The sequence below is a fragment of the Nocardioides jishulii genome (assembly GCF_006007965.1).
GTDB lineage: Bacteria > Actinomycetota > Actinomycetes > Propionibacteriales > Nocardioidaceae > Nocardioides > Nocardioides jishulii.
Map to the genome: position 1 here is coordinate 3,500,703 of NZ_CP040748.1, position 26,351 is coordinate 3,527,053.

General features: G+C 70.2%; 23 protein-coding genes. 12 read left to right on the top strand and 11 right to left on the bottom strand.

The genetic code is table 11. The annotated features are described in order from the left end of the window. Window positions 1–58 precede the first annotated feature (58 nt). The 6 genes from FCL41_RS16700 to FCL41_RS16725 form a co-directional block, all read right to left on the bottom strand. Window positions 59–691, bottom strand: coding sequence for an RHS repeat-associated core domain-containing protein (locus FCL41_RS16700; protein WP_239021888.1), 633 nt, complete (start codon window positions 689–691; stop codon window positions 59–61). Window positions 692–754: 63 nt separating this feature from the next. Beyond that, on the bottom strand, window positions 755–970 hold the full coding sequence (locus FCL41_RS16705) for a hypothetical protein (RefSeq protein ID WP_170970152.1): 216 nt from the start codon (window positions 968–970) through the stop codon (window positions 755–757). A gap of 238 nt (window positions 971–1,208) precedes the next feature. Beyond that, on the bottom strand, window positions 1,209–1,469 hold the full coding sequence (locus tag FCL41_RS16710; protein WP_137064585.1) for a hypothetical protein: 261 nt from the start codon (window positions 1,467–1,469) through the stop codon (window positions 1,209–1,211). A 267-nt stretch (window positions 1,470–1,736) separates the two neighbouring features. After that, window positions 1,737–1,967 (bottom strand): hypothetical protein, encoded by a 231-nt coding sequence (locus FCL41_RS16715; RefSeq protein ID WP_137064584.1) that lies wholly within the window; start codon window positions 1,965–1,967, stop codon window positions 1,737–1,739. Window positions 1,968–2,252: 285 nt separating this feature from the next. Further along, window positions 2,253–3,656: a glycosyltransferase family 87 protein gene (locus tag FCL41_RS16720; protein ID WP_239021694.1), complete on the bottom strand. Its 1,404-nt coding sequence runs from the start codon at window positions 3,654–3,656 to the stop codon at window positions 2,253–2,255. Between the two features lie 27 nt (window positions 3,657–3,683). Next, window positions 3,684–5,936, bottom strand: a complete 2,253-nt coding sequence (locus FCL41_RS16725; protein WP_137064582.1) for a transglycosylase domain-containing protein — start codon at window positions 5,934–5,936, stop codon at window positions 3,684–3,686. A gap of 93 nt (window positions 5,937–6,029) precedes the next feature. Here FCL41_RS16725 and FCL41_RS16730 point away from each other — a divergent pair, with 93 nt between their 5' ends. The 3 genes from FCL41_RS16730 to FCL41_RS16740 all read left to right on the top strand — a co-directional run bounded on the left by FCL41_RS16730 (window position 6,030) and on the right by FCL41_RS16740 (window position 8,727). After that, window positions 6,030–6,692: a PadR family transcriptional regulator gene (locus tag FCL41_RS16730; protein WP_137064581.1), complete on the top strand. Its 663-nt coding sequence runs from the start codon at window positions 6,030–6,032 to the stop codon at window positions 6,690–6,692. A gap of 29 nt (window positions 6,693–6,721) precedes the next feature. After that, entirely contained in the window at window positions 6,722–7,804 is a 1,083-nt protein-coding gene (locus FCL41_RS16735) for an inositol-3-phosphate synthase (protein WP_137064580.1), read from the top strand. Between the two features lie 146 nt (window positions 7,805–7,950). Then, window positions 7,951–8,727, top strand: a complete 777-nt coding sequence (locus tag FCL41_RS16740) for a hypothetical protein (RefSeq protein WP_137064579.1) — start codon at window positions 7,951–7,953, stop codon at window positions 8,725–8,727. Window positions 8,728–8,792: 65 nt separating this feature from the next. On the opposite strand, the gene FCL41_RS16745 is transcribed toward FCL41_RS16740, so the two are convergent. The 3 genes from FCL41_RS16745 to FCL41_RS16755 form a co-directional block, all read right to left on the bottom strand. Beyond that, complete coding sequence (locus FCL41_RS16745) at window positions 8,793–9,776, bottom strand: RNA polymerase subunit sigma-70 (RefSeq protein ID WP_137064578.1); 984 nt, start codon at window positions 9,774–9,776, stop codon at window positions 8,793–8,795. A 27-nt stretch (window positions 9,777–9,803) separates the two neighbouring features. Further along, on the bottom strand, window positions 9,804–10,286 hold the full coding sequence (locus FCL41_RS16750; protein WP_212723048.1) for a VOC family protein: 483 nt from the start codon (window positions 10,284–10,286) through the stop codon (window positions 9,804–9,806). 156 nt (window positions 10,287–10,442) lie between these two features. Then, window positions 10,443–10,922, bottom strand: coding sequence for an SRPBCC family protein (locus FCL41_RS16755; protein WP_137064577.1), 480 nt, complete (start codon window positions 10,920–10,922; stop codon window positions 10,443–10,445). Window positions 10,923–11,072: 150 nt separating this feature from the next. Here FCL41_RS16755 and mgtA point away from each other — a divergent pair, with 150 nt between their 5' ends. After that, on the top strand, window positions 11,073–13,766 hold the full coding sequence (mgtA, locus tag FCL41_RS16760; RefSeq protein WP_137064576.1) for a magnesium-translocating P-type ATPase: 2,694 nt from the start codon (window positions 11,073–11,075) through the stop codon (window positions 13,764–13,766). A gap of 9 nt (window positions 13,767–13,775) precedes the next feature. Here mgtA and FCL41_RS16765 read toward each other — a convergent pair whose 3' ends face one another. Next, complete coding sequence (locus FCL41_RS16765) at window positions 13,776–15,194, bottom strand: CCA tRNA nucleotidyltransferase (RefSeq protein ID WP_137065335.1); 1,419 nt, start codon at window positions 15,192–15,194, stop codon at window positions 13,776–13,778. Between the two features lie 152 nt (window positions 15,195–15,346). Between FCL41_RS16765 and FCL41_RS16770 the strand changes: the two genes are divergently transcribed. From FCL41_RS16770 to trxA, 7 genes are all read left to right on the top strand, one after another. Further along, window positions 15,347–17,557, top strand: a complete 2,211-nt coding sequence (locus tag FCL41_RS16770; protein WP_137064575.1) for a hypothetical protein — start codon at window positions 15,347–15,349, stop codon at window positions 17,555–17,557. After that, window positions 17,554–19,266, top strand: a complete 1,713-nt coding sequence (murJ, locus tag FCL41_RS16775) for a murein biosynthesis integral membrane protein MurJ (protein ID WP_239021695.1) — start codon at window positions 17,554–17,556, stop codon at window positions 19,264–19,266. The genes FCL41_RS16770 and murJ overlap by 4 nt, the downstream gene beginning before the upstream one ends. Before the next feature lie 66 nt (window positions 19,267–19,332). Continuing rightward, window positions 19,333–21,258, top strand: a complete 1,926-nt coding sequence (locus tag FCL41_RS16780; RefSeq protein WP_137064574.1) for a protein kinase family protein — start codon at window positions 19,333–19,335, stop codon at window positions 21,256–21,258. Next, window positions 21,255–21,977, top strand: coding sequence for an RNA polymerase sigma factor SigM (sigM, locus tag FCL41_RS16785; protein WP_137064573.1), 723 nt, complete (start codon window positions 21,255–21,257; stop codon window positions 21,975–21,977). Before FCL41_RS16780 ends, sigM begins: the two co-directional genes overlap by 4 nt. Continuing rightward, entirely contained in the window at window positions 21,974–22,783 is an 810-nt protein-coding gene (locus FCL41_RS16790) for a hypothetical protein (RefSeq protein WP_137064572.1), read from the top strand. The genes sigM and FCL41_RS16790 overlap by 4 nt, the downstream gene beginning before the upstream one ends. Before the next feature lie 144 nt (window positions 22,784–22,927). Next, window positions 22,928–23,935, top strand: a complete 1,008-nt coding sequence (gene trxB, locus FCL41_RS16795; protein ID WP_137064571.1) for a thioredoxin-disulfide reductase — start codon at window positions 22,928–22,930, stop codon at window positions 23,933–23,935. Between the two features lie 99 nt (window positions 23,936–24,034). Beyond that, window positions 24,035–24,358 carry a thioredoxin gene (gene trxA / locus FCL41_RS16800; RefSeq protein WP_137064570.1) on the top strand — a complete coding sequence of 108 codons (324 nt, stop codon included), beginning with the start codon at window positions 24,035–24,037 and terminating at the stop codon, window positions 24,356–24,358. Here the strand turns inward: trxA and FCL41_RS16805 are convergent. Beyond that, window positions 24,333–25,013 (bottom strand): GNAT family N-acetyltransferase, encoded by a 681-nt coding sequence (locus tag FCL41_RS16805; protein ID WP_137064569.1) that lies wholly within the window; start codon window positions 25,011–25,013, stop codon window positions 24,333–24,335. The two genes, trxA and FCL41_RS16805, sit on opposite strands and share 26 nt — an antisense overlap. An 84-nt stretch (window positions 25,014–25,097) precedes the next feature. Here FCL41_RS16805 and FCL41_RS16810 point away from each other — a divergent pair, with 84 nt between their 5' ends. Beyond that, window positions 25,098–26,312, top strand: coding sequence for a pyridoxal phosphate-dependent aminotransferase (locus tag FCL41_RS16810; RefSeq protein WP_137064568.1), 1,215 nt, complete (start codon window positions 25,098–25,100; stop codon window positions 26,310–26,312). Window positions 26,313–26,351 lie beyond the last annotated feature (39 nt).

Consider the following 26,351-nt stretch of genomic DNA (forward strand, 5'->3'; position numbering starts at 1 on the left):
CACCGCTTGAATCTGGTTGTGCCACCTGTTGGCTGACTCGTCGGCACGTCATCGCGTGTCACAGGTCCACACACCTCGTCCTCAGCCCGTTCAGAGTGGTGGCAACGGCCAGCACAAACTCCGCCATGAGCCACTTGGACATCCCGAAAATCACAGCGCCCCTCTGGGTAGGAGCGGCCATGAGAATCATGACAGCCTGAACGTGGAGGGCAGACCATGCCACCCCCGAGAGGTAGTCATTCCCTGCACAACCTCCCAGTCGATCATCGTTGGGAAAGTGCTTGAGGAACGAATGAGCCGCCATGACACCCGAGGTGAAGTACATGACGAACCACGCGCCCACACTGCCGACAATCCGCATGCCGTTGTCAAGGAAGCCCGCGTAAGAGAACGCCATCCGTCCAGTCGGATCAACCCAATCCATCGGCTGGTTGCCCACGTACGGGTAAAGGTTCATCGCATCCACCGGGTCCTCAGACGCGAACCGACCCACCCCCGCGTCGTACCAGCGGGCCCGGGCGAAGTGCATCCCCGCGTCACCGTCCCACGCGTGACCGGTGTAGCCGAACGCGTCACCCAGACCCACCGCACCCGTACCGGCCGGCTGGCCGAAGACCGAGTACGCCGAGGAAGACGCGACCCCGCCGGAAGCATCCAGCGTCCCCGTCACCGACCCGAGACCGTCCAGCATGCTGTACACCGTCTCACCATCGGACGTGGACTGCAGCGGATCGCCCGAGGGAGCCGTCACCGCTCATGTCCCTGCGACCGCACCGAGCAGGATCAGCAGTACTCCTGCCATGAGGAAGAGCGGCGCAGCCAGCGGAGCGGCGGAACGCCGCCAGTGGGCCACACAGCCGAAGACCAGGCTGACGACACCCGCCACCAACATCGACCAGCGCGCGTCGAGCGACACCGACGACACGGCCGCCACCACAAGCACCACCGCGAAGAGACCGGTCAGGCGCACCCGCTCCACGGAAGGGCGCCCCGAGCGCGTGTGGCGGTCCGTCTCTGGCTCAGCCTCCGAAATGGCCACACCGATCATCCCGACTCCGCAGACGACTAGGAGCGCCAAGAACCACCAACTAGGTCCCCACGCAATCTCCCGTGCTGCCCAGGCCAGGATGAGCCCGGCGAATAGCGCCGACCCACGACTGTCTCGATTCACACCACCCGTGCGCTGACTCAACATGCGGGGGTTCCCGTCACCGGTTCTCACACGTCGTCCTCAGCGAGTTCAGAGCGCCACCTATTGCCACCGCAAGTTCCACCATCAGCAGCTTGGCTCTTGCGTAGACCATCGCTCCCCGGTCTGCGGCCATCACTCCTGTGGTGGAGTACGCGACGATCAAGGCTCCCGTGGTGCCGACAAGCCGCGCGCCACTGTCCATCAGGCCGCCGTAGAAGACCGCCTCCCCACCGGCAGCATCCAGCGTCCCCGTCACCGACCCGAGACCGTCCAGCACGCTGCACACCGTCTCACCATCGGCTGTCGACTGCAGCGGATCGCCCGAAGGAGCCGTCACGAAGCTCTGGACCAGCTCATGCTGGTTTGCTGGACAGGAGGGGAACCCAGGCGAGCAAGGTCAGGAGGAGCGCTGGAAGCGCCCACGCTCTCAGGACGAGAACTATCAGCACTGAACCAGTCCACGGGACAGACAACGCGACGAGGTCCCACACACCGGCCGCCGGCCACGACATCACAGCGCCCACCGCGTAGCCACCGGCAGCGGTCAGTCCTTGGACGGGCGGTTGCCGCGCCGCAGCCGAGCCCACCGCACGAGTCCGACGATGCCGACGAGACACCCGATGCCGGTCACCGTAACTCCGATGCCCAGCTTGGCACCCATACCGTTTCTCTGCACGTCGTCCAGCGCCAGACACAGCCAGAACAGCGAGGAGAGACTGAGTGCAAGCATGAAGACGGCAAACTCACCGCTCCGCTCGAAGTCGCTCTCACTCATAGCGACTCGAGCATGTCTCTGATGCCGCGTTCCCGGCGACCAGAACTCCGGTTTCTACCCAGAATGAGGGATAAGGGGTCTAGACCTACTGTCCTCGTCCCGAAAGCAAGAAAAAGCACCAAATGGCAGGTTTTACCCCGTCTCAAGTGGGCATACTGCGCTCGGTCTCGCGCCATGTCTCGGGGATGGCGCGACTCGGACGGGCACTGATTCGTCAGTGCACCGCTGACCGGACGAGAGTCATCCCGACGCCCCGCGGCTCGCCCCTACGCTGCGGGGCGTCTCTCATTTCTGGGTCGCGGGCCGCGCATCCACCAGTGCTGACTCGACGGCAGGATCACGGCCGCCCACGGGATCCTCGTCAGGGTCGAGCACGCCGCGGACCACCATCGCGACCAACCACAGCTGCGCGGCGATGCGCAGCGCGATCGCCGCCCAGTAGATGACCGAGTACTCGCCCTGGGCCGGATCCAGGAGGCCGCCGAGCCACCACCAGACGGCGGCGAAGTAGAAGATCTCACCGGCCTGCCAGATGAGCAGGTCGCGCCACCTCGGGTGGGCGAGCACGGCCAGAGGCAGCAGCCACAGGACGTACTGCGGGGAGTAGACCTTGTTGACCAGCAGGAAGCCGGCCAGGATCAGGAAGCCGAGCTGGGCGAAGCGCGGTGACTGCGGGGCCTTGAGACCCAGCACCAGGACGCCGACGCACCACAGCAGGAAGAAGGCCCACGAGCCGTCGTTGATCAGGCCCACGTCGATCCAGGTGCCCGGGCCCATCATCTGCTGGACCATCAGCCAGACCGACCCCAGGTCGGCGCCACGGTCGGAGTTGAACGACCAGAACACCTTCCACTGCTCCGGACCGGTCAGCAGGGCTGGAGCGTTGGCGAGCAGCCACGCCACGGCGGCACCCAGGAACGCTCCCGCCAGGGCCGTCCACCGACGACCCCGCAGGCAGATCACGAGGACCGCGCCGAGCAGGAAGAGTGGATAGAGCTTGACCGCCGTCCCCACTCCGATGAGTACGCCGGTGAGCACCGGCCGGTCCTTGGCCCAGGCCCACGCGGCCCCCGCGACGAAGACCACGGCGAGCAGGTCCCAGTTCATGATGCCGGTGACGGCCAGCGCAGGGGCCAGCGCGAAGCCGGCCGCGTCCCACGGACGTCGCCGGGTCACGCCGGCCATGAACCAGGTCGTCAGCAGGGCGACCAGGGCGAAGCCAACGGCGTTGACCGCGACGTACAGGGTGCCTTCGCGGGGCATGTCACGCGCGGGGTCGTCGACGTCGGGGGCTCCGCTGAGCGCCCAGGTGACCACGCCGGTGCCCCACGCCCAGTAGGAGATCCCGGCGGGATACTCCATGACCTCGAACTCCGCGCGGACCTCGGCGTCGTCGGTGTAGGGCCAGTGCAGGTCGGCCATGCCACGCAACCCGTAGAGGAAGGGCAGGTCGGAGTAGCACATGTGGGTGTAGCGCAGGGTGTTGTCCTGCCACTCGTCAGCAGCACACGGCGCCTTGGCGAGCATCCCCGCCGCGAACGTCAGGGCGGTGAGCACCAGCAGTACGCGCACCGGTGACCACCACGGGTGACGCCCGGCCCGCTGGCCCATCGGGCCCCCGACCGACTCTGACAGCGCGGCCACCGTCGGGTCGTCGTGGGTGGGGTGCACCCACGACGACTCGCTCACCGTCCCTCCCTGCGGCGAGCCCATGCCTCAGTCCTGACGCTCTAGGCGCAGGGGAGGCTTCGGCGTGCCGTTGAGTTCATCCGGTGTGGGCGTGGGTGTCGGCACCGGTGTGGGTGTCGGGGTGGGCGTCGGCGTCGGAGTGGGCGTCGGCGTGGGGGTCGGCGTCGGGGTGGGCGTCGGCGTCGGCTTCGGCTTCTTCGACGGCTTCGGCTCCTGCGACGGCGCCGGGCGCGGCTGCGGGTTGCTCGGCGGGGTGTAGCTGCCCTTCGTGGACTCGCCACCGTCGAGGAACTCCGGGTCCGGGAAGTCCTCCACCTCCTCGCCGTCCATCAGCCGATCCATGATGGCGGTCCAGGTCTCGGTCGGGTAGCGCCCGCCGTAGAAGGAGGGCAGCCAGTCGTCGAGCTGGTCGTCGCCGTCGCCACGGACGTACATCACCGCGGTCGACAGCTGCGGCGTGAAGCCGACGAACCAGGACGACGACACGTGCACGTTCTCGCGGTCGGCGCCAGCAGTCGCGGTGCCGGTCTTGCCCGCGGCGGGGCGGTTGATCTTGCGGGCGGTGGAGCCGGAGCCGTTCTTCACGACGTCCTCGAGCGCGTACACCGTGTCGGCGTTGACCTCGGGGTCGATGGCCTGGCGGGTCTCGACCTTGCGGCTGAACGAGGTCTCGCCGTCGGCCTCGACGACCTTGGCGACCACGTGGACGTCGGCACGCTCACCGAAGTTGGCGAAGGTGGCGTAGGCGTTGGCCATGTTGATGGGGCTGACGCGCGCCTTGCCGAGCGTGATCAGCGAGTCCTTCGGGCTGAGGTCTCCGGTCCGCATCGGGATGCCCGGGAACTCCGTGTCGGCCTCCTCCGGCGGGAGGCCGGCACGCAGGGCCGTGCGGTAGATCTTGCGCGGACCGTCCTCCATGGAGGCGGACATGTCGACGAACGCGGTGTTGGTCGACTTCGCGGTGGCCGTGGTCATCGAGACGTAGCGGCCCATGTCGGACGCGCCCTCGCCGGCGTTGTAGACCTTCAGGCCACCGGGGTAGACGTAGGGCGAGTTGCCCTGGAAGGAGTCACGCAGGCTGAAGCCCTCCTCGATGGCGGTGGCCACCGTGAAGGCCTTCATCGTGGAGCCCGCCATGCCGCCGGTCGCGGCCCAGTTGATCTGCGACTGCAGGAAGTCCTGGCCACCGTAGAAGGCGCGCAGGCGTCCGGTGCCGGGCTCGACGGTGGCAGCACCGACGTGGAGCTGCTTGTCGCCGAAGCCCTCGGGACGCGCCTCGACCACCGCCTCCTCGACCTGCTTCATCATCTCGTCGTTGAGGGTCGTGGTGACGCGCAGGCCACCGCCGTCGATCTGCTCCGGCGTGTAGCCCAGCCGCAGGAGCTCGTCCCTGACGAGCTTGAGCATGTGGCCGCGCTGTCCGCCCTGGGCGGACTGGGCCTTCTGCTTCGGGAAGGCCGGCAGGCGCTTGGACGCGCGGGTCGCCTTCTCGGCGTAGTCCGGGTTGTCGGCGGCCATCCGGCGCAGGGTGTAGTCGAAGCGCTCCTTCAGCTCGGCCTTCGCCTCGGGGCCGTTGGAAGGGTCGAGCGCGTTGGGGCTGTTCAGGACGCTGGCCAGCACCGCGGACTCACGCAGGTTGATGTCCTTGACGTCCTTGCCGAAGTACGCCTTCGACGCGGCCTGGACGCCGTAGGCGCCGCGGCCGAAGTAGATGGTGTTGAGGTAACCCTCGAGGATCTCCCGCTTGCTCATCTCACGCTGGATCTTGAGCGAGAGGATCGCCTCCTTCGCCTTGCGGGTGAGGCGCTGCTCACTGCTCAGGTAGAGGATCTTCACGTACTGCTGGGTGATCGTGGACCCACCCCCGACCGTCTCGCCGGCCTTCGCGTTGGAGAAGGCGGCGCGCAGGATGCCCTTCGGGTCGATGCCCGAGTCGGTCCAGAAGGTCTTGTTCTCCGCGGAGACGACTGCGTCCTGGAGATGCTGCGGCATGTCGTCGAGCGGCACCGCGACGCGGTTCTGCTTGACGTAGCGTCCGATCTCCTTCTCGCCGTCGTCGTAGTAGACGAAGGAGGTCTGGCTCTTGAACTCAGCGTTGGCGTCGGGCAGGTCGATGGTCGTGTAGGCGATCAGGAACGCGCCGACCGCGCCGACCGCGCCGAGCAGGCCGAGGGCGCACAGCCACAACAGGACCTTGCGCGCGCGCTGACCGGCCGACTTCTTCGGCTTCCGGGGCCGACGGGTGACCGCCTTGCCGGGGGCTCTACGGGAGTTACTCACGGGAGCAAGGGTAGAGGGCCGATCGAAGTCCGCCCATTGTTCGACCAGACACCCGCGCTGGACCGATCCGGATATATCGCTACGATAGATCGCATGTCACGACGCGGCGAGACGATCGAGCTGGCAGTCCTCGGGCTGTTGCACGAGGGTCCGCTGCACGGGTACGAGATTCGTCGGCGCCTCAACCTCATGCTGGGGTGGGGGCTCGGACGAGTGCTCTCGTACGGGTCTCTCTACCCGGCCCTGAAGAAGATGTCGCGGGGCGGCCTGATCAGCGAGGACGACTCCGTCCCCACCCTGGTCACCGGGCGTCCCCGGATCGTCTACCGGGTGACCGACGACGGCCGCGCGGCCTTCGCGCGACTCATGTCGGAGGCGGGACCGTCCGCCTGGGAGGACGACGACTTCGGGATCCGCTTCACCTTCTTCGCCTCGGCGCCCACCGAGATCCGGCTGCGGGTCCTGGAGGGCCGGCGTACGCGGCTGGAGGAGCGCCTGGCGCGCGTCAGGGCAGACCTGGAACGTTCGCCCCGGAAGGCCGACCGGTACGCGTCGGAGTTCCACCGGCACCGCATCGAGTCCGTGGAGCGCGAGGTCCGCTGGCTCTCCGACCTCATCACCGCTGAACGCGAGCGGCACATGGGCCGGGAGGGCGGCGGCCGGGCAGCGGGTCGACCCGTGCACCACCCCGAGCAGACCCCAGAACGACAGCCAGAGCACCAAGGACACACGGGTCACGCCCTTCCCGGCGCGTGACCCCCAGCCAATTGATCAAGGAGAGCCCCATGAGCTCAGTACGAGTTGGAATCGTGGGCGTGGGCAACTGCGCCACCTCGCTCATCCAGGGCGTGGAGTACTACAAGGACGCTGACCCGGCGGGCACCGTCCCCGGGCTCATGCACGTCAAGTTCGGCGAATACCACGTCTCCGACGTGAAGTTCGTCGCAGCGTTCGACGTCGACGCCAAGAAGGTCGGCTTCGACCTCTCGGAGGCCATCACCGCCTCCGAGAACAACACCATCAAGATCGCCGACGTGCCGCCCCTGGGCGTCACCGTCCAGCGTGGCCCGACCCTCGACGGCCTCGGCAAGTACTACTCGATGACCATCGAGGAGTCCGACGCGGAAGCCGTCGACGTCGTGCAGGCGCTCAAGGACGCCGAGGTCGACGTGCTCGTCTCCTACCTCCCGGTGGGCTCCGAGAAGGCTGACAAATTCTACGCCCAGTGCGCCATCGACGCCGGCGTCGGCTTCGTCAACGCGCTGCCCGTCTTCATCGCGTCCGACCCCGAGTGGGCCGCGAAGTTCGAGGCTGCCGGCGTCCCGATCGTCGGTGACGACATCAAGTCGCAGGTCGGCGCCACCATCACCCACCGCGTGATGGCGAAGCTGTTCGAGGACCGTGGCGTGACGCTGGACCGCACCTACCAGCTCAACGTCGGCGGCAACATGGACTTCAAGAACATGCTCGAGCGCGAGCGCCTGGAGTCCAAGAAGGTCTCCAAGACCCAGGCCGTCACGTCCAACCTGACCGGCTCGCTGGCCGGCCTCACCGACAGCCGCAACGTCCACATCGGTCCCAGCGACTACGTGGCCTGGCTCGACGACCGCAAGTGGGCGTACGTCCGCCTCGAGGGCCGCGCGTTCGGTGACGTCCCGCTCAACCTGGAGTACAAGCTCGAGGTCTGGGACTCGCCCAACTCGGCCGGCATCATCATCGACGCCGTGCGCGCCGCCAAGATCGCCATGGACCGCGGCGTCGGTGGCCCGATCCTCCCGGCCTCGGCCTACCTGATGAAGTCGCCGCCGGTGCAGATGGCCGACGACGAGGGACGCGCCCAGCTCGAGGCGTTCATCATCGGCGCCTGAGTCCTTCTGCCTCCCGACAGGCCTTGGTGTGCTCCGGCACGCCAAGGCCTGTCGTCCATTTTGGCAAACGAACGATCGAGCGTAAGTTTGGATTCAGTCCACCCGTTCGGCGGGATCTCGGGGACCGCCATGCTTCAGGAGCCACGATGCCCCCCGAGTTGTCCTCCGCCGACTCCACGCCCGTCGCCAGCGTTGTCCCGTCCCGCCGCGGTGTCCTGGCCGGCGCAGCCTGGAGCATCCCGGCGGTCACGATTGCCACCGCCGACAGCGTGACCTCAGTGGGCTACTCCTCGCAGCCCTCCGGCGGCTGGACGACGCTCGAAGGGCCCGGCGCGTACAACGTCAACGGCCGTCTCCACGTGGCGGACCCGAGCCTGGGCGGCACCCCGCAGCACCTCGTCGACTACCCCGACAAGGTGGCCTCGCGCCGCACCCTGGCCGGGCGACGCACCGTCTCGTGGACGATGAGCAGTGGAGCCGGCGGCTTCTACTGGCGCCCTGACGTCACGGGCGCCACCCGCGGCACCACTCACGACCTGCCCGCGGTCCCGGCGCGGTCGACGCCGGTGGGCGAGGACGTCTTCCTCCCCCTCGACAAGGACCGTCTCATCCGCGGCACGACGTCCCACTCGCCCGGCGTCACCATCGACTCGGCCTACGCAGCCATCGTCGGCGACGACTCCGTGGCCACGGTCTGGTACACGCTGGCAGGCAGCAACAGTCACTTCGAGTGGCGCCCAGACGGCACCGTCACCCACGTGACCCCGGCATCGGTGAGCGGCAACCCCGGCTCGATGGGGGCCCTGGGCTACGGGTACTTCCGCCGCAGGAGCCTGTACTACTTCGGCGGTCAGGAGATCTTCTGGGGTGACGCGAGGCCGTACGTCACGTCCTCCGGGACCGGTCTCTTCGGCACGAACTGAGACCCCACGGCCCCCTTGGTGTCATGCGCTTGGCACACAGGGGCCCGCCACTGGCCGTCCCAGGGTCAGGCGTCGAGGACGAGCGGGAGCCCGGCCAACCTGAAGAAGTGGGGGTCCAACCAGCCGACGACGTCGTCGACGAGTCCGTCAGGGCTCACGGTGAGCGCCTGGAACTGGAACGCCTCGTACTGGCGTCCCTCGCGCAGGTACATGCCCAGCGCCGGCTGCCCGTTCGAACGGGTGGTGAGGTAGCGCAGGTCGCCGGCCGCTCGGGCCGGGCAGTGCGTGAACGAAAGCAGGGCCGCGTCGCGGGCGCCGACGTAGTGGCGGTCGAAGGGCGGCATCTGCCACGTCACCCCCTCGGACATCGAGGCGACGATCGCGTCGAAGTCGTGGGCCTCGAAGGCGTCGACGAAGCGGCGTACGGCCTCCCGCTCGACCTCAGTGTCGACGCCCGCCACCCGGCCCCCGGGGAGACCATTGCCGATCCCGGCCCGTCCGCGTTGGAGCGCCGAGTTGACCGCGGCGACCGACGCGCCGAGCACCTCCGCGGTCTCCTCGGCGGAGAGCTGGAGCACCTCGCGCAGCAGCAGCGCCGCGCGCTGGTTGGGCGGCAGGTGCTGGAGGGCCGCGATCCAGGCGATGGTCACGTCCTCCCGGGCGAGCAGCTCATCCTCGGGGGTGGGCGTGGCCTGCTGCCAGAGCACGGCGTCGGGCAGCGGCTCCAGCCACGCCTCGTCACGCTCGACCAGCTCGGCCGTCGGGTCTCCCGGCGGAGCCCCAAGACTCTGGGGCAGCACGCGCCGCGACGCCGCGGTGAGGGAGGAGAGGCAGGTGTTGGTGGCGACCTTGTACATCCAGGTCCGCACCGACGAACGCCCCTCGAAGGTGTGGAACGCCTTCCACGCCCGCAGGTAGGTCTCCTGCACCGCGTCCTCGGCGTCGGCCAACGACCCGGTCATCCGGTAGCAGTGCGCCAGGAGCTCCGTACGCAGGTGCGACGTCCGGGCCGCGAAGTCGCCCTGCCGCCCGACGTCATCCTCGCCCATGACTCTCCCCCTCACCCACGGCCGCGGTCAGCCGAACGCCCCGGCAGCGGTGGCCTTCTCGACGTCCATCCACAGGATCTCCCAGATGTGGCCGTCGAGGTCGGCGTAGGAACGGCCGTGCATGTAGTCGCCCGCCTCCTGCTTGCCGACCTCACGGCCTCCGGCGGCCACGGCCGCGTCGACGAGCCTGTCGACCTCCGCGGCACTTGCGGCGTCGAGGCAGGTCAGCAGCTCGTGGCTACCGGGCTCGGTGGTCGAGCCCCGGTGGAAGGTGGCGAAGAAGTCGCGGCGCAGCAGCATCGCGTAGATGTTGGGGCCCAGCTGGAGCGCCAGGGCCTCCCCGTTGCACAGCTGCTCGTCGAACCCGTAGCCCACCGCCGTGAAGAAGGCGCGGGTGGCGTCGAGGTCGGCGACCGGCAGGTTGACGAAGACCATCGCGTGGCTGAGCCGGTCCGGAGCGGCGGCGTCTGTGCTGGTCCGGGTGGTGTGGGTGCTGCTCTCGGTGCTCATGTCTCTCCCCTTGTCGTGTCGGCCCCGGGGTCGGGGCCCTCACCGTGTGGACCGACGGGAGAGCCCGAACTCATCGCTGCGAGCGGAACTTCGCGCGAGTACCTCCCTCCCACAACCCGGGCCACGCCTCGACGCACCGCTCGACGGGGCCTTGCGTCACTGCTCCGCGAGGTGCTTGACCCTGGTCAAGGTCTGCCGCATCCCTGCCTGGAGCTCGGCCTGGAAGACCGCCTGACCGCCCAGGAACCGGTCGGTCAACGAGATGGACAGCTCGCTCAGCCCCTTGGGGGCCTCACGACGCTGCACCAGGCGGGTGCCGGTCGGCGTCGGCTGGAGGGTGAACGACCAGGTGGTGCGGTTGTCGTCGATGCGCCAGGCGATCTCACGCCCCGGCTCGTAACGCACCACCCGGGAGCGGGTGGGCCACACCAGCAGGCCGCGGCGGTTGACGTTGAGCAGCCGGGTCCCTTCGCGGATCTCTCCGCCGCGGACGAAGCTCTTCACGACCTGGGGGCTCCACTCCGCCAGGCGCGGCAGGTCGCTGACCAGGGGCCACACCTTCTCCGGTGGAGCGGCGACGTCGACGGAATGCTCGATGTGCTTGAGGACCAGGTGTCGGGTGCCGTCTGTCGCCATGACGGTCAGTGTCGCGGGTCATCCCGGCGTCGGCAAGGTGTGCGGGCACCCCGCTGGTCTTGCCACTGGGCCATGTCGCCGACGCCCGGCACGGCGTACGTTGGGCGGTGACGAGGCAGCTGCGCTGGTGCGACGACAGGCGGTCCCGACATGATCGACGCCGACGGATCGCAGGCGAACGCGCCCCGCAGGGACGAGCGCACGGCAGACACGGTCACGGCAGACACCGTCGAGGCAGACCCGCCGCCGACCTACTGGGCGTTGCCCGTCGACGAGGTGCTGCGCAGGGCGGGGACCACCGAGTCCGGGCTCGGCGCCGAGGAGGCCGCGCGCCGGCTGGATGCCGTCGGACCCAACCGCTTGGCGCCCACGCACCGGGGTTCGTGGCTGCGGGCGCTGGCCAAGCAGTTCACCGAGCCGATCATCCTCATCCTGATCGCCGCGAGCGTGGTGTCGATGGTGCTGCACGACGTCACCGACGCCGCCATCATCCTGGCGATCGTGGGCCTCAGCGGGCTGCTCAGCTTCTGGCAGGAGCACCGTGCGTCGGTGGAGGTGCAGCGGCTGCTCGACATGGTCCAGGTGCACGCAGACCTGCGGCGCGACGGCACGCCGGTCGAGGTGTCGCTGGAGGAGGTGGTGCCGGGCGACGTCGTGGTCCTCAACGCCGGCGACGTGGTGCCGGGCGACTGCCGGGTGATCGAGGCGGACGCACTCCAGGTGGACCAGGCGGCTCTGACCGGGGAGACCTTCCCCGCGTACAAGCACCCCGAGCCCACCGGTGAGGACGCCGAGCTCGGGGAGCGGCACAGCGCGCTCTTCCTCGGCTCCCACGTGGTCAGCGGGCGGGGGCTGGCCGTCGTGGTGGCCACGGGGTCGCACACCGAGCTCGGAGGGCTCTCACGGCGCGTGGCGCAGGAGGCCCCCGTGACCGGGTTCCAGCAGGGGATCCGCCAGTTCGGGATGATGCTGGCCCGGGTCACCGGGATCCTGGCGGTGGCGATCATGGCGCTGAACCTGGTGCTGGACCGCCCCTTCACGGAGTCGCTGCTCTTCTCCCTCTCCCTCGCCGTCGGGCTGACCCCCCAGATGCTCCCGGCGATCGTCGCGGTCAGCCTGTCGCGCGGAGCACACCGCATGGCGCGCGAGCAGGTGATCGTGCGTCGGCTCGACGCGATCCAGGACTTCGGCGCCATGGACGTGCTGTGCACCGACAAGACCGGCACCCTCACCGAGGGCGCCGTGCACCTGCACGCCGCGCTGGACACCACCGGCACCCCGAGTGCGCTGGTGCAGGAGCTGGCGGCGGCGAACGCGGGCCTGCAGGACGGCTTCGCCAACCCCATCGACACCGCGATCCTCGCCTCGCACCCGCTGGACCCGGCGTACCGCGCGGTCGCGGAGCTGCCCTACGACTTCAGCCGCAAGCGGCTCAGCGTGCTGGTCGACGCACCCGACGGGCGACAGCTCGTCTGCAAGGGCGCGTACGACTCCGTGGTCGACGCCTGCCGTGTCACCGACCGTGTCACCGACCGTGCCGCGCTGGACGCGCACTTCGCCCAGCTGAGCCAGGAGGGCTACCGGGTGCTGGGCATCGCGCGGCGGAGGCTGCCCGACGTCGACGCCGTGACCCTGGCCGACGAGCAGGACCTGGAGTTCATGGGGTTCCTCGCCTTCGCCGACCCCGCCAAGGCGGGCACCCGTGAGGCGCTCGGCGAGCTGCGGGCAGCCGGGGTCAGCGTCCGCATGATCACCGGCGACAACCGGCTCGCGGCGGCACACATCGCCGCCGAGGTCGGGATGGACGTCGGCACCGTGCTGACCGGTCGCGACGTCGACGAGCTGGACCACGAGCAACTGGTGCGCCGGGCGCAGGAGGTCGAGGTCTTCGCCGAGATGGACCCGCTGCGCAAGGAACGGGTCATCTCCTCCCTGCGGGACTCCGGGGCGACGGTGGGCTACCTCGGCGACGGGATCAACGACGCCGCCGCACTGCACCTCGCCGACGTCGGGATCTCGGTCGACACCGCGGTCGACGTGGCCAAGAACGCAGCCGCCATCGTGCTGCTCGACAAGGACCTGGCCGTGCTGGGGCACGGCGTGCGACTGGGACGCCAGACCTTCGCCAACACCCTGAAGTACGTCTTCACCACGGTCAGCGCCAACTTCGGCAACGTGGCCAGCATGGTGGTCGCCTCGGCCTTCCTCCCCTTCCTGCCGCTGCTGCCCCGGCAGCTGCTCCTGCTCAACTTCCTGTCCGACATCCCCAGCACCACCATCGCGGTCGACAACGTGGACAGCGAGCAGCTGGAGCGCCCCCAGCACTGGGACCTCCGCTTCGTCCGCGACTTCATGGTGGTCTTCGGCCTGCTGAGCACCCTGTTCGACCTGCTGACCTTCGCGGTGCTGCTGCACGTCTTCGACGCCGACTCGACCCTGTTCCGGTCGGCCTGGTTCGTCGGGTCGACCCTGACCGAGCTGGCCGTGCTGATGGTGCTGCGCACCCGACGCCCCGCGATCCGCAGCCGTCCCGGGTCGGGTCTGGTCCTGACCTCCGTGGCCGCTGCCGCGGTCACCCTCGCGCTGCCCTTCGTGCCCGGGTTGTCCGGGCTGCTGGGTCTCGACGCCCTGCCGGCCAGGGTGGTGGTGGCCCTGTTGCTGATCACCCTCGGCTACGTGCTGGCGGCCGAGGCACTCAAGCGACGCTTCTACCGGTCGTCGCAGCAGACGCCTCGCCCCGGCGTACGCAGGCCCGGGCGGGAGCGCCTGCTGCACGTCATCCGCGAGCACGGAGGGGTCAGGCGCACCCGGCCCACGGGCGTCCCGCCGGGCGCAGGGGTCTGACCGGGCTGGTCAGCCCTGTCGGGCCGCCCACCAGTCGAGCAGGGCCTTCGTGGCGGCCTCCTCGGACATCGGACCCTCGTCCATGCGGAGCTCCAGCAGGAACTTGTACGCCTGCCCGACCTCGCGACCGGGCGCGATGCCGAGGATCTCCATGATCTGGGTGCCGTCGAGGTCGGGGCGGATGGAGGCCATCTCCTCCTGCTCCGACAGCTGGGCGATGCGGGCCTCGAGGTCGTCGTACGTCCGTCGCAGGCGCGCGGCCTTGCGCGCGTTGCGGGTGGTGCAGTCGGCGCGGGTGAGGATGTGCAGGCGCTCGAGCTGGTCACCGGCGTCGCGCACGTAGCGGCGGACGGCAGAGTCGGTCCACTCACCGGAGCCGTAGCCGTGGAAGCGCAGGTGCAGCTCGACCAGCTTGCTGACCGCGTCGATCTGGTCGTTGGAGAAGCGCAACGCCTTCATCCGCTTGCGGGTCATCTTGGCGCCGACCACGTCGTGGTGGTGGAAGGTGACGGTGCCGTCATCGACGAACTTGCGCGTACGCGGCTTGCCCACGTCGTGCATGAGGGCGGCGAAACGCGCCACGAAGTCGGGGCCGCCGAGGCGGTCCTCCTGGTCGATGGTCTGCTCGAGCACGGTCAGCGTGTGCTCGTAGACGTCCTTGTGGCGGTGGTGCTCGTCGCGCTCCAGCGCCAGCGCAGGCAGCTCCGGCAGGACCAGCTCGGCGAGCCCGGTCTGCACCAGCAGGGTGAGCCCCTTGCGTGGCCACGGCGCACAGATCAGCTTGACCAGCTCGTCGCGCACCCGCTCGGCGGAGATGATCTCGATGCGCGGGGCCATCTCCGTCATCGCCTCGACCACCTCGGGCGCGACGTCGAAGCCGAGCTGAGCGGCGAAGCGGGCGGCGCGCATCATGCGCAGCGGGTCGTCGGAGAAGGAGTCCTGCGGACGTCCGGGCGTACGCAGCACGCGCTGCGCCAGGTCGACGACGCCGTGGTGCGGGTCCTCGAAGACGCGGCCCGGCACCGACACGGCCATCGCGTTGACGGTGAAGTCGCGACGGCCCAGGTCGCCGGCGAGGCTGTCACCGAAGTCGACCTCGGGCTTGCGGGAGTCGGGGTCGTAGGACTCCGCGCGGTAGGTCGTGATCTCGATCTGCCAGTCGCCCTTGCGACAGCCGATGGTGCCGAAGGCGCGGCCCATGTCCCAGGTCGCGTCCGCCCAGCCCTTCAGCAGCCTCTCGGTCTCGTCGGGGCGGGCCGAGGTGGTGAAGTCGAGGTCGTTCTGGAGCCGGCCGAGCATCGCGTCGCGCACCGGCCCTCCGACCAGGAAGAGCTCGTGGCCGGCGGCGGCGAACCGCTCTCCCAGAGGGTCGATGACTTCGCTGATCCGGTCGAGCTCCGCACCGACGGTCTGCTGGATCTCGACCATGCTGGGAGCGGGGGGAAGCGCGGCGTCGGACACGACGAGCCAGTCTAGGCCACCCGGAGCCCCGCACCACGGTCGAGCAGCCAGTCGACGCGCGGGCCACCAACCCGGCGGCCATCCGAGCAACCTCAGGGGCAACAACTAGAGTCTGGTGGGTGCCCCGCCGATCACCGCTGACGTCGCTGTGCGCGTTCGTGGTCTCACTCGGCGTGCTGCTCGCCGGTCCCGCGGCGCTCGCCGCTGGCCCTCCGAGCACCGTCGACGTCGCCCGCACGCCGCTGGCCCACGTGGACTCCTCGAAGACCGATCCGCTCGAGCTCACGATCCAGCGGCTGACCCCCGCGGTCGTCACCGGCGAGCGCGACGTGGTGATCTCGGGCACGGTCACCAACACCAGCGACGAGACGTGGCGCGACATCAACATCGCCCCCTTCCGCAGCGCCTTCCCGATCACCGACACGAGCACCCTCAACGCCGCCGCCGACCTGCCCGACGACGAGTACGTCGGCGACCGCCTGGTCGACGCCGCGGCGATCTTCAAGGTCGTGTCGCTGGCCCCCGGCGCCAGCTCGATCTTCACCGCCCGGATCCCGCGTGACCGGCTCGGCCGCAGCAACGGCGTCTACTGGGTGGGCGTGCACGCGAGCGGCGTCACCGACACCCAGCCGCGCGACGACTTCACCGACGGACGCGCACGCACCTTCCTCCCGGTCGCCGACGCCGACGTCCGCCCGCTGCGTACGTCGGTGGTGCTGCCGCTGAAGGCCGACGTCCGCCACACCGCGGACGGCCGCATCGACGGCACCGACGACTGGGTCACGCTGCTGGGCCCCGGCGGACGCCTGGCCTCCCTGCTCGACGTCGCCGAGTCCACCGACGTCCCGATCACGTGGCTCGTCGACCCGGCGGTGCCCCACGCGGTGAGCCGCCTGGCCGCCGGCAACCCGGGTTGGTCGCTCGCTGCGTTGCCGCGTGAGCAACCGAGCGAGGCCCCGCGCGGTGACGAGGAGAGGACCCCCGCGCCCAGCCTGCCGGTGCTGCCGTCGGACTCCCCGACCGAGAGCGAGGGACCCGACCCGGAGATGACGGCCCTCGCCGCGCTCGCCAGCGCCTGGCTGGAGCGCTTCACCACGGCGATGTCCAGCGCCGAGGTGCTGGCCCTGCCCTACGGCGACGTCGACGTGGCTGCCCTCAGCGCCGCCGACCCCGACTTCCTGAAGGCTGCCTACACCCGGTCGAGCGAGGTGCTCGACGCGTTGGGCGTGCGCTCCACCCCCGTGGTCACCTCCCCCGATGGCCGCCTGACGCGCCTCGCGGTGGAGACCTCACCCGATGCGGCCGTGGTGCTGCTCGGTGAACGGGGCCTGACCACCGACGAGGGTCCCCTGCCCACGACCGGCACGGTGCTCGGCCACGACTTCGCCGCCACCTCGGCCGGCATCAGCCGCGGTGGGCCCGGCCCAGGGCCTGCCAGCACGGCGGTGGGGGTCCGTCAACGCGTCGTCAGCGAGGCCGTGCTGCGCGAGCTCGCCGGCGACCGGACGCCGCTCGTCGTGCTGCCGCCGACCGGGTGGGACGCCGCCGACGCCGGCGAGGAGCTCTTCGCCGCGCTGCAGACGCGACGCTTCCGGATGCGACCGCTGGGCACGTTGCTCGCCCAGGCCGACGGCCCCACCCTGGGTGCCCGCTCCCTCGTCCACACCGACGACGACCGCGCGGCCCAGGTGCCGCGTACGCAGATCGACGCCGCCCTCGAGCTCGTCGACCGCGCCGGGGTCCTGGAGTCGGTGCTGACCAACCCCTCCGGCTTCGACCTTCAGGTGCGCGACACCGCGTGGAGCGACCTCGCCAACCAGACCCGCCGCCGTCCCGCCCTCGCCATGGAGGAGATCGCCGCCGGGGTCGACCACGTCGACGACCTGCTGGGCTCGATCACCGTCTCGGGTCCCGACTCAGCGCGGTTGTCGGGTGACGGCACGATCGGCGCCACCGTCGCCAACGACCTCGACGTGTCGGTGACCGTCGACGTCGCGGTCACCTCGACGGGCGACGTCCGCGTGGAGGTGCCCAACCCCGTCACCATCCCGTCGAGCTCGCGCCGCCGGCTGCTGCTCCCCACGAGCACCGGGCGGGAGGGCGTGCAGTCGCTGACCCTGCGGGTGACCGACGCCGAGGGCGAAGCCCTGGGCAGCCGGACCACCGTGCAGGTGCGGGCCTCCGAGACCAGCGGCCTGCTGTGGCTCATCGTGGGGTCCGGGGCCATCGTCCTCTTCGGCACGATCATCCTGCGCCTCCGCCGCCGTGGGCTGGCGACGCGCAGCCAGCTCGAGGAGCAGCAGGAACCCTCCGGACAGGAGGAGAAGTGAGCGCACGCGAGCCTGACGGCGCCGAGAGCCCAGTGCCCGACAGCCCAGTGCCCGACAGCCCAGTGCCCGAGAAGGCGAAGCAGTCGATCCTCGCCTCGAGCGCGGTGATGGCGGCCGGCACCACCTTCTCCCGCTTCTCCGGGTTCATCCGCTCCGCGCTGCTCGTCGCGGCGCTGGGCAACGGGATCCAGGCCGACACCTTCCAGGTCGCCAACACCGTGCCCAACATGCTCTACATCCTGCTGGCGGGCGGTGTCTTCAACGCCGTGCTCGTGCCCCAGCTGGTGCGGGCCCTGAAGAACGACGCCGACGGCGGCGAGGCCTACACCAACCGGATCATCACCCTCGCCGCGCTCTTCCTCGGCGCGGTCTCGGTGCTGCTCGTGGCGCTCGCCCCGGCCGTCATGGCCCTCATGCTCGACAACCAGTACGACAGCGCAGCGCTGGCAGCCCAGCGCGAGTCGGCGATCGTGCTGGCGCGCTACTGCCTGCCCCAGGTCTTCTTCTACGGCATGTTCGTCCTGGTCGGGCAGGTCCTCAACGCCCGCGGCAGCTTCGGCCCGATGATGTGGGCCCCGATCGCCAACAACGTCATCGCGGTCGCGGTGCTCGGCACCTACCTGGTCGTGTTCGGTCCGGCCGCCGACCCCTCGTCCGCCCTGACCGCCGAGCGCGAGCTGCTCCTGGGCGTGGGCTCCACGGTGGGGATCGCGGTGCAGTTCCTGATCCTCGTCCCGGTGCTGCGCAGGGTCGGCTTCCGTTACCGGCCCCGCTTCGACTTCCGCCACACCGGCCTGGGCCACACCTTCCGGCTCGCCGTGTGGACGGTGCTCTTCGTCGTGGTCAACCAGGCGGCCTACGTCGTGGTGACGCGACTGGCGACCCGTGGCTCGGCCGACGGCGGCACCGGTGCGACCGTCTACGGCAACACCTACCTGCTCACGATGCTGCCGCACGGCATCGTCACCGTCTCCCTGGTGACCGCGCTGCTGCCCCGCCTGTCCGCGTACGCCGCCGACGGAAGCCTCGGTCGCGTGGGCACCACGCTCGCCTCGACGCTGCGGACGGCGATGCTCGTGGTCCTGCCGTACGCCGCGCTGCTCGCGGTGATCGGCGGCGACATGGCCAACGTGATCTTCGGCTTCGGCGCCGGCCAGGGTGCCTTCGCGTCCTACCGCCCGGGCCTGGCCGTCTTCGCAGTGGCGCTGGTCTTCTTCACCGTGCACTTCTTCATGCTGCGCGGGTTCTACGCCCTCGAGCAGACGCGCACGGTCTTCCTCGTGCAGTGCGTCGTGGGCACCGTCAACGTGGGCGCCGCGATCGCGCTGGTGGCCGTCGCCCCGCCGCGGATGACGGTGGCCGCCCTGGCTGCGGCGTACGCCTTGGCCTACCTGGCCGGCTCGATCGTGAGCTGGTGGGTGCTTCGGCGGCAGGTGGGCGGTCTCGACGAGCGTCGTACCGCGCGGTTCGCGGTGCGGATGCTGGCCGTGGTCGCGATCTCCACCGCGATCTCGTACGCCGTGTGGTGGCTGCTGGGGGGCAACGACCCGGACCCCACCAGCCTCGGCTCCTTCCTCCGCGGCGCCGTGGTCGGCCTGTGCCAGCTCATCACCTATCTCGTGCTGACCAAGGTCTTCCGCATCCGCGAGATGGCGGAGATCATCGAGCCCGTGCGCAACGCCGTGCTGCGTCGCCTCGGTCGGGTCTGAACTCGGCCTACTATGAGCCAGGAAGGGCGCCGCCAGGTGCCGGGACCGCGCGAGACGGGGAGGGACGTGACTGCCTCGATCCGTGCCGGCGAGGTCCTGGCTGGCCGCTACCGCATGGTCGACCTGCTCGGTGAAGCCAAGGGCGGGTGGTTCTGGTGCGCCCACGACGAGATCCTGCACCGCCCCGTCGCCGTCCACCTCCTGGCCGCCGGCGACGACCGCGCCGACGTGCTGATGGATGCGGCCCGTCGCGCCGCCGTGCTCAACGACCGCCGCAACCTGCGGGTGCTCGACGCCGACACCACCGACCGGTTGGCCTACGTGGTCAACGAGTGGGGCCAGGGCGAGTCGCTCGACCTGCTGCTGGCCGAGGGGCCGATGTCGCCCTACCGCGCCGCTTGGATGGTCTCCGAGGTTGCCGACACGATCGCGCGCGCCCACGCCGCTGGGGTCTCCCACGACCAGCTCACCCCCGAGCACGTGCTCCTCGACGAGAACGGCCAGGTCCGCATCATCGGCCTGGCCGTCGACGCAGCCCTCCACGGTGTCCCGGCGCACCGCGCCGAGGAGGACGTCACCCACCTGGGCTCGCTGCTGTACGCCGCCCTCACCGGCAAGTGGCCGGGCCCCGGCCACTCCGAGCTGGCGCCCGCCCCGACCGAGCACGACAAGGTGCTGCGGCCGCGCCAGGTGCGTGCGGGCATCCCCCGGGCCCTGGACCGGATCTGCGACGAGATGCTGCTGGGCGGGCACCACTCCCGCTCGCTGGGGCTGGGCGCCATGCTCGGCCACCGCGACGAGCACGACCTCACCACGGCGCAGGGCGTACGGGACGCCCTGGAGGAGTTCCTGGCCGATCCCTCGGCGCAGGCCGCGGTGGGCGCTGCCCAGGAGGAGCACCACAACGGCAACGGGCGTCGCGGCGTCCCGGTGATGCCGCCGGCGCCGGAGTGGTCGCCCCGACGCTCGCAGCCTGCCTCCGCCCCGTCGTCCGGTCCCTCCTTCGCCGACCAGACGGCCGACAGCTCGACGACGGCTCCCGGCACCGCGTCGGACGACGGTTCGACCCCGACCCCGACCCCGACCACCGGCAGCAACGGCCAGGCGGGTCACGTCGAGGTCCCCACCGAGGCCGGCATGCCCGTCTTCCACGAGGAGGACGTCGAGTGGCTGCGGGCGCGTGCCCACAAGCCGGATCCGCCGCCCGCCTTCGACGAGGCCGCCGAGCGACCGCTCTTCGCGCCCGACCCCGCCGACGGGCAGCCGGCCAGGCGCTCACGGCCCACCCCTGCCCGTCCGCACCACGGTGACGACTACTGGCCCTGGGACACCGGTGCGGGCAACGGACCGCCCTCACTCACGGGTTCAGGGATGATGCGTCGGGTCGAGGAGCCCGTGCCGGGCCGCTCGATGATGCGGCTGGCCTGGCTCGTCGCCTTCTCCGCCTTCCTGGTCCTGATCGTGGCCGCGGCCTACCAGTTCGGGCTCACCAGCAACGACGACACGCCCCCCGACGACGCCCCCACCTCGCCGAGCGCCGTCGCCCCCACCACGACGACCCTGACGGCCACCGCCCGCGACTTCGACCCGCAGGGCGACCCTGCGGAGGAGAACCCCGACGCCGCGCCGCTGGCGGTCGACGACGACCCGTCGACGGCGTGGACGACCTCGTCCTACAAGCAGCAGTTCGGACCCGACGGCTTCAAGACAGGTGTCGGACTGGTCCTCGACCTCGACGGCGCGACGGCGGTGCGCCAGGTGCAGATCACCGTGCTGGGCGGGGAGACCGCCGCCCAGGTCTACGTGACCGACCAGGCGCCGACGTCACTGGACGGCCTCGAACCGGTCGGCGCGGGCGCCAGTGACGGCGTCATCACGGTGACCCTGCCCGAGCCCGTACGCGGGTCGCACGTCGTCGTCTGGCTCACCAAGGTGCCCTCGGGGCCGGACGGCTTCCGTGGACAGGTCGCCGAGGTCGAGGTCTTCGGGTGAGCGCGTCGGAACAGACCGACGCCGACCTCCTCGCCGCGCACGTCGACGGTGACCCCGAGGCCTTCGGCCGACTCTTCGCCCGCCACCGTGACCGCCTGTGGGCGGTGGCGCTGCGCACCGCCGGCAACCCCGACGACGCTGCCGACGCGCTGCAGGACGCGATGATCTCCGCCTTCCGGCGCGCGGCGAGCTTCCGCGGCCAGTCGTCGGTGACCACGTGGCTGCACCGCATCGTGGTCAACGCCTGCCTCGACCGGCACCGTCACCTCAAGGTGCGCGCCGCCTCTCCCCTGCCCGACGACCTCGACCGCACGCCGTCCGCCACCACCGCGCCGGAGCACGCGCAGCCGGCCGATCCCGCCGACGCGGCCGTCGACTCCGAGCGGCGGCGTCGGGTGCTGACGGCGTTGGCGACCCTCCCGCCGGAGCACCGGGCCGCGCTGGTGCTCGTCGACATGGAGGGGTACTCGGTCGCCGAGGTGGCCGCGATCCTCAACTGCCCGCCCGGCACGGTGAAGTCGCGGTGCTCGCGGGGCCGGGCCAAGCTCCGGGCGCTGCTGGCCGACGACCTGGGGGACGGCCTCGCGGACGGCGATGGCGGCGGCGGCGGTGACGGCGCAGCGGCTCCCCCCGGGAACCCACCCCCTCCTTCAACCGTCCCATCCCTGGAGATCCCCCCACCCGCGACGTCCACCAGCCCAGGAGGAGGTGCACCGTGACCGACCGCAACCGCGACGACGACCGCGACACCGTCTCCGGCGACCCCTCCGTCCCCGGTGCTGACCGGTCCGACGACGGCGTCGACGAGGAGGTGCGCGGCCTCCTGGCCGACGCCGCTGGCGACGCGCCCATCCCGAGCGAGGTCGCCGCACGGCTCGACGCCGTGCTGGCCGGCCTGGTGGCCGAGCGAGCCGACTCCGCCGTGCCCACGGCGGACCGTGAGGACGCCTCGAGCCCCGTCGACCTGGCGGCCGAGCGGGGGCGCCGCCGCCGGCGTACGTGGTGGGGGGTGGCGGCAGCCGCCGTCGTCCTGGTCGCCGCCGGGGTGGCGTTGCCGCAGCTCACCGACGACGACTCCACCACCAGTGCCGACTTCACGGCAGGTGCCGTCCAGGGGGAGGGCCCAGAGGCGGGCACGACAGCCACCGACGGCCCCACCCTGACCAGGCGGGGTCTCGCGAACGAGGTCGAGGCCTACCTGCTCGACCAGGCACGGGCCGGGAGGTACGCGCGTGACGAGTCGTTTGCCGGGGCGAGGAGCCCCGGCGTCTCCCCAGCCAGTCCTTCCGAAGCGCTCGACGCGCCACAGAAACTCAGCGGCGGCCCGTTGGAGTGCACCTGGCAGGGCGCCGGCGAGGTGCGGGAGGCGACGTACGAGGGAGAGACCGTGAGCCTCGTGCTGACCGAGGACGCCCGCGGACGGGTGGTCGCCCGGGTCGTCACCTGCCGTGGCGCCGAGAGCGTCGTCCTGCGGACCATCACCCTTCCGTCCGACGTCCCCCTCCCTGAGGCTCCTCGGCCCTGAGGTGGCTCGGCTCGGGTGATGTTGCTGGCATCCGCGCCCGCCGGGGAACACCCAGCCCCTACGATCGGTTGTGCAGTTGCTCGGTCCCCGAGGGCCGATGCACCAGATCCTCCGCCTCGTACACCCCAGGGAGTCACAGTCGCCATGAGCGAGATCCAGCCGCGCAACGTGATCATCATCGGCTCCGGCCCGTCGGGCTACACCGCCGCCGTGTACGCCGCCCGCGCCAACCTGGAGCCCTTGGTCTTCGAGGGGTCCGTCACCGCCGGTGGCGCGCTGATGAACACCACCGAGGTCGAGAACTTCCCGGGCTTCCGCGACGGCATCATGGGCCCAGCCCTGATGGACGAGATGCGCGCCCAGGCCGAGCGCTTCGGCGCCGAGCTGGTCACCGACGACGTGGTCGAGGTCGACCTCACCGGTGACGTCAAGGTCGTGAAGACCTATGACAAGACCTACACCGCGCGCTCGGTGATCCTGGCCACCGGTTCGGCCTACCGCAAGCTCGGCCTGCCCCGTGAGGACGAGCTGTCGGGCCGCGGCGTCTCGTGGTGCGCGACCTGCGACGGATTCTTCTTCCGCGACAAGGTGATCGCCGTCGTCGGTGGCGGTGACTCCGCTGTCGAGGAGGCCACCTTCCTCACGCGCTTCGCATCGAAGGTCTACCTGCTGCACCGCCGCGAGGAGCTCCGCGCCTCCAAGGTCATGCAGGAGCGCGCCTTCGCCGACCCCAAGCTCGAGATCATCTGGAACTCCGAGGTCGCCGAGATCCACGGCGAGCAGTCGCTGGAGAAGATCACCCTGCGCGACACCGTCACGGGCGACCTCAAGGACCTCGAGGTCTCGGGTCTCTTCATCGCCATCGGTCACGACCCGCGCTCCGAGCTGGTCAAGGGTCAGGTCGAGCTCGACGACGAGGGCTACGTGAAGGTGGCCTCGCCCTCGACGGCCACCAACCTGACCGGCGTCTTCGCTGCCGGCGACCTGGTCGACCACACCTACCAGCAGGCCATCACCGCCGCCGGGACCGGTTGCGCCGCGGCCCTGGACGCCGAGCGCTACATCGCGGCGCTCGACCAGGCCGCCTCGAGCGCGGGCTCCGCGGAGGAGACCGCCGCCCTCGTGGACGAGATCGTCGCCGAGACCGTCTGACGCACTGTCCGCGGCGGGAACATTTCGTCCCCGCCGTGCTGTTCACTCCACACGGGTAGGGCTTCCCGCCCCTCCACCGAACGTCCGGAAGGATCCACGATGTCCAACCTCACCGCCGTCACCGACGCGAACTTCGAGACCGAGGTCCTCAAGTCCGACAAGCCCGTTCTCGTCGACTTCTGGGCCGAGTGGTGCGGACCGTGCCGTCAGGTCGCCCCGATCCTCGACGAGATCGCAGGTGCCCACGGCGACAAGATGAGCTTCGTCAAGCTCAACATCGACGAGAACCCGGTCACCCCGTCGACCTACCGCGTGACGGGCATCCCGACCATCAACGTGTACCAGAACGGCGAGGTCGTCCGGACCATCGTCGGTGCCCGTCCGAAGGCCGCGATCCTCAAGGAGCTCGAGGGCCTGATCTGAGCCCCCCGGCCTCCGGCTTCATCGCCGGAGGTCGGAGCCCCGGTTTCATCGCAGGGCGCACAGCACCCACCAGGCGTTCCAGCGCTGACTCGACCTCGCTCTTCCAGGTCCGGGTCGCGCGGAGCTCCATCCGCAGACGCGGGGTGGTGCTGTGCGCCCTGTGCGTCGTGAAGCCCACCGACTCCAGGAAGTCGATCGGCTGCAGGCAGCGACCGCGTACGTCGTCGTCCTCTCCGCGGCGGGTCCCGAACGCCTCCACCGCCGCCACCTCACGCGTGACGAGGTCGCGCGCCATGGCCAGGACCAGGCGCTTGGCGTCACTCGTGCGGCCCGCTCCCGCCGGGAGGGCCATCTCGGCCAGGACCACGGCGTCGGACGACGCGGGCGCGGTCGGTACGTCCCCCAGTCCGGGCAGGAAGGCGGGCGGGGAGTAGAGAATGTAGCCAGCAGGCTCGTCGTCGACCACCAGCAGCTGGCCACAGACGCCCCAGTGCTCCTCGACCTCAGCCACCCACTCCTCGAGCGCCTCGCCCTCCCGCTCCTCGGGGATGGTGGCCGCGGTGACGGGGTCGTACTTCCAGCGCAGGCAGATGCCAGCGTCCGCCCGCAGCCCGCGCAGGCCCTCCACGTCCAGGTCGAGCGTTCTGCGAGCCACGAGAACCTCCATCCGATGTGTGCCACGGCACCTCTGCGGGATATTCCATGGTAGGCGCTGGTGGTGACCTGAAAGGATGGTCACGTGCGCCCGATCAAGCAGAGCAAGAAGTTGCAGAACGTCCGCTACGACGTGCGGGGTCCCATCCTCGTCGAGGCCCAGCGCCTTGAGGCGGAGGGGCATCGCATCCTCAAGCTCAACATCGGCAACACGGCTCCCTTCGGCTTCGAGGCGCCCCAGGCGATCCTCGCCGACATGATCCACCACCTCCCGACCTCGACGGGCTACAGCGACTCGCGCGGCATCTGGTCGGCCCGCACGGCGGTGATGAACTACTACCAGTCCCACGGCCTGCGCGACGTCGGCGTGGAGGACGTCTTCATCGGCAACGGCGTCTCCGAGCTGATCTCGATGGTGCTGCAGGCGTTCGTCGACGACGGCAACGAGATCCTCGTCCCGGCGCCCGACTACCCGCTGTGGACCGGGGCCGTCACCCTCTCGGGGGGTACGCCCGTCCACTACGTCTGCGACGAGGCCAACGACTGGAACCCCGACCTCGCCGACATCGAGTCGAAGATCACCGAAAACACCCACGGCCTGGTGATCATCAACCCGAACAACCCCACCGGCGCGGTCTACAGCGAGGAGATCGTCAAGGGCCTGGTCGACATCGCCCGTCGCCACGACCTGGTCATCTTCGCCGACGAGATCTACGAGAAGATCCTCTTCGAGGATGCCCAGCACCACCACGTGGCGACCTACGCCGGTGACGACGTCCTCGTGCTGACGTTCTCAGGGCTCTCCAAGGCCTACCGGGTGTGCGGCTACCGCGCTGGCTGGGTGATGATCTCGGGCCCCAAGGAGCTGGCGGCCGACTTCCTCGAGGGACTCACCCTCATCGCCAACATGCGGATGTGCGCCAACGTCCCGGCGCAGCACGCGATCCAGACCGCCCTGGGCGGCTACCAGTCGATCGAGGAGTTCATCGGGCCTGGCGGCAGGTTCTACGAGCAGTCGATGCTGGCCCACCGTCTGCTGAACGAGATCCCGGGCGTCTCGAACGTGAAGCCCCGTGGTGCTCTCTACTGCTTCCCGCGCCTCGACCCCGAGGTCTACCAGATCGAGAACGACGAGGACTTCGTCATCGACCTGCTGCGCGCCAAGAAGATCCTGGTCACCCACGGCAGCGGCTTCAACTGGCCCGCGCCGGACCACTTCCGACTGGTGACGCTGCCCGACGCCGAGATCCTCGAAGAGGCCATCGGTCGCATCGCGGAGTTCCTCGCCACCCGTCGCTGAGTCCGCCTGCTCTAGGCTTCGGGACGTCCACCGTCTCGA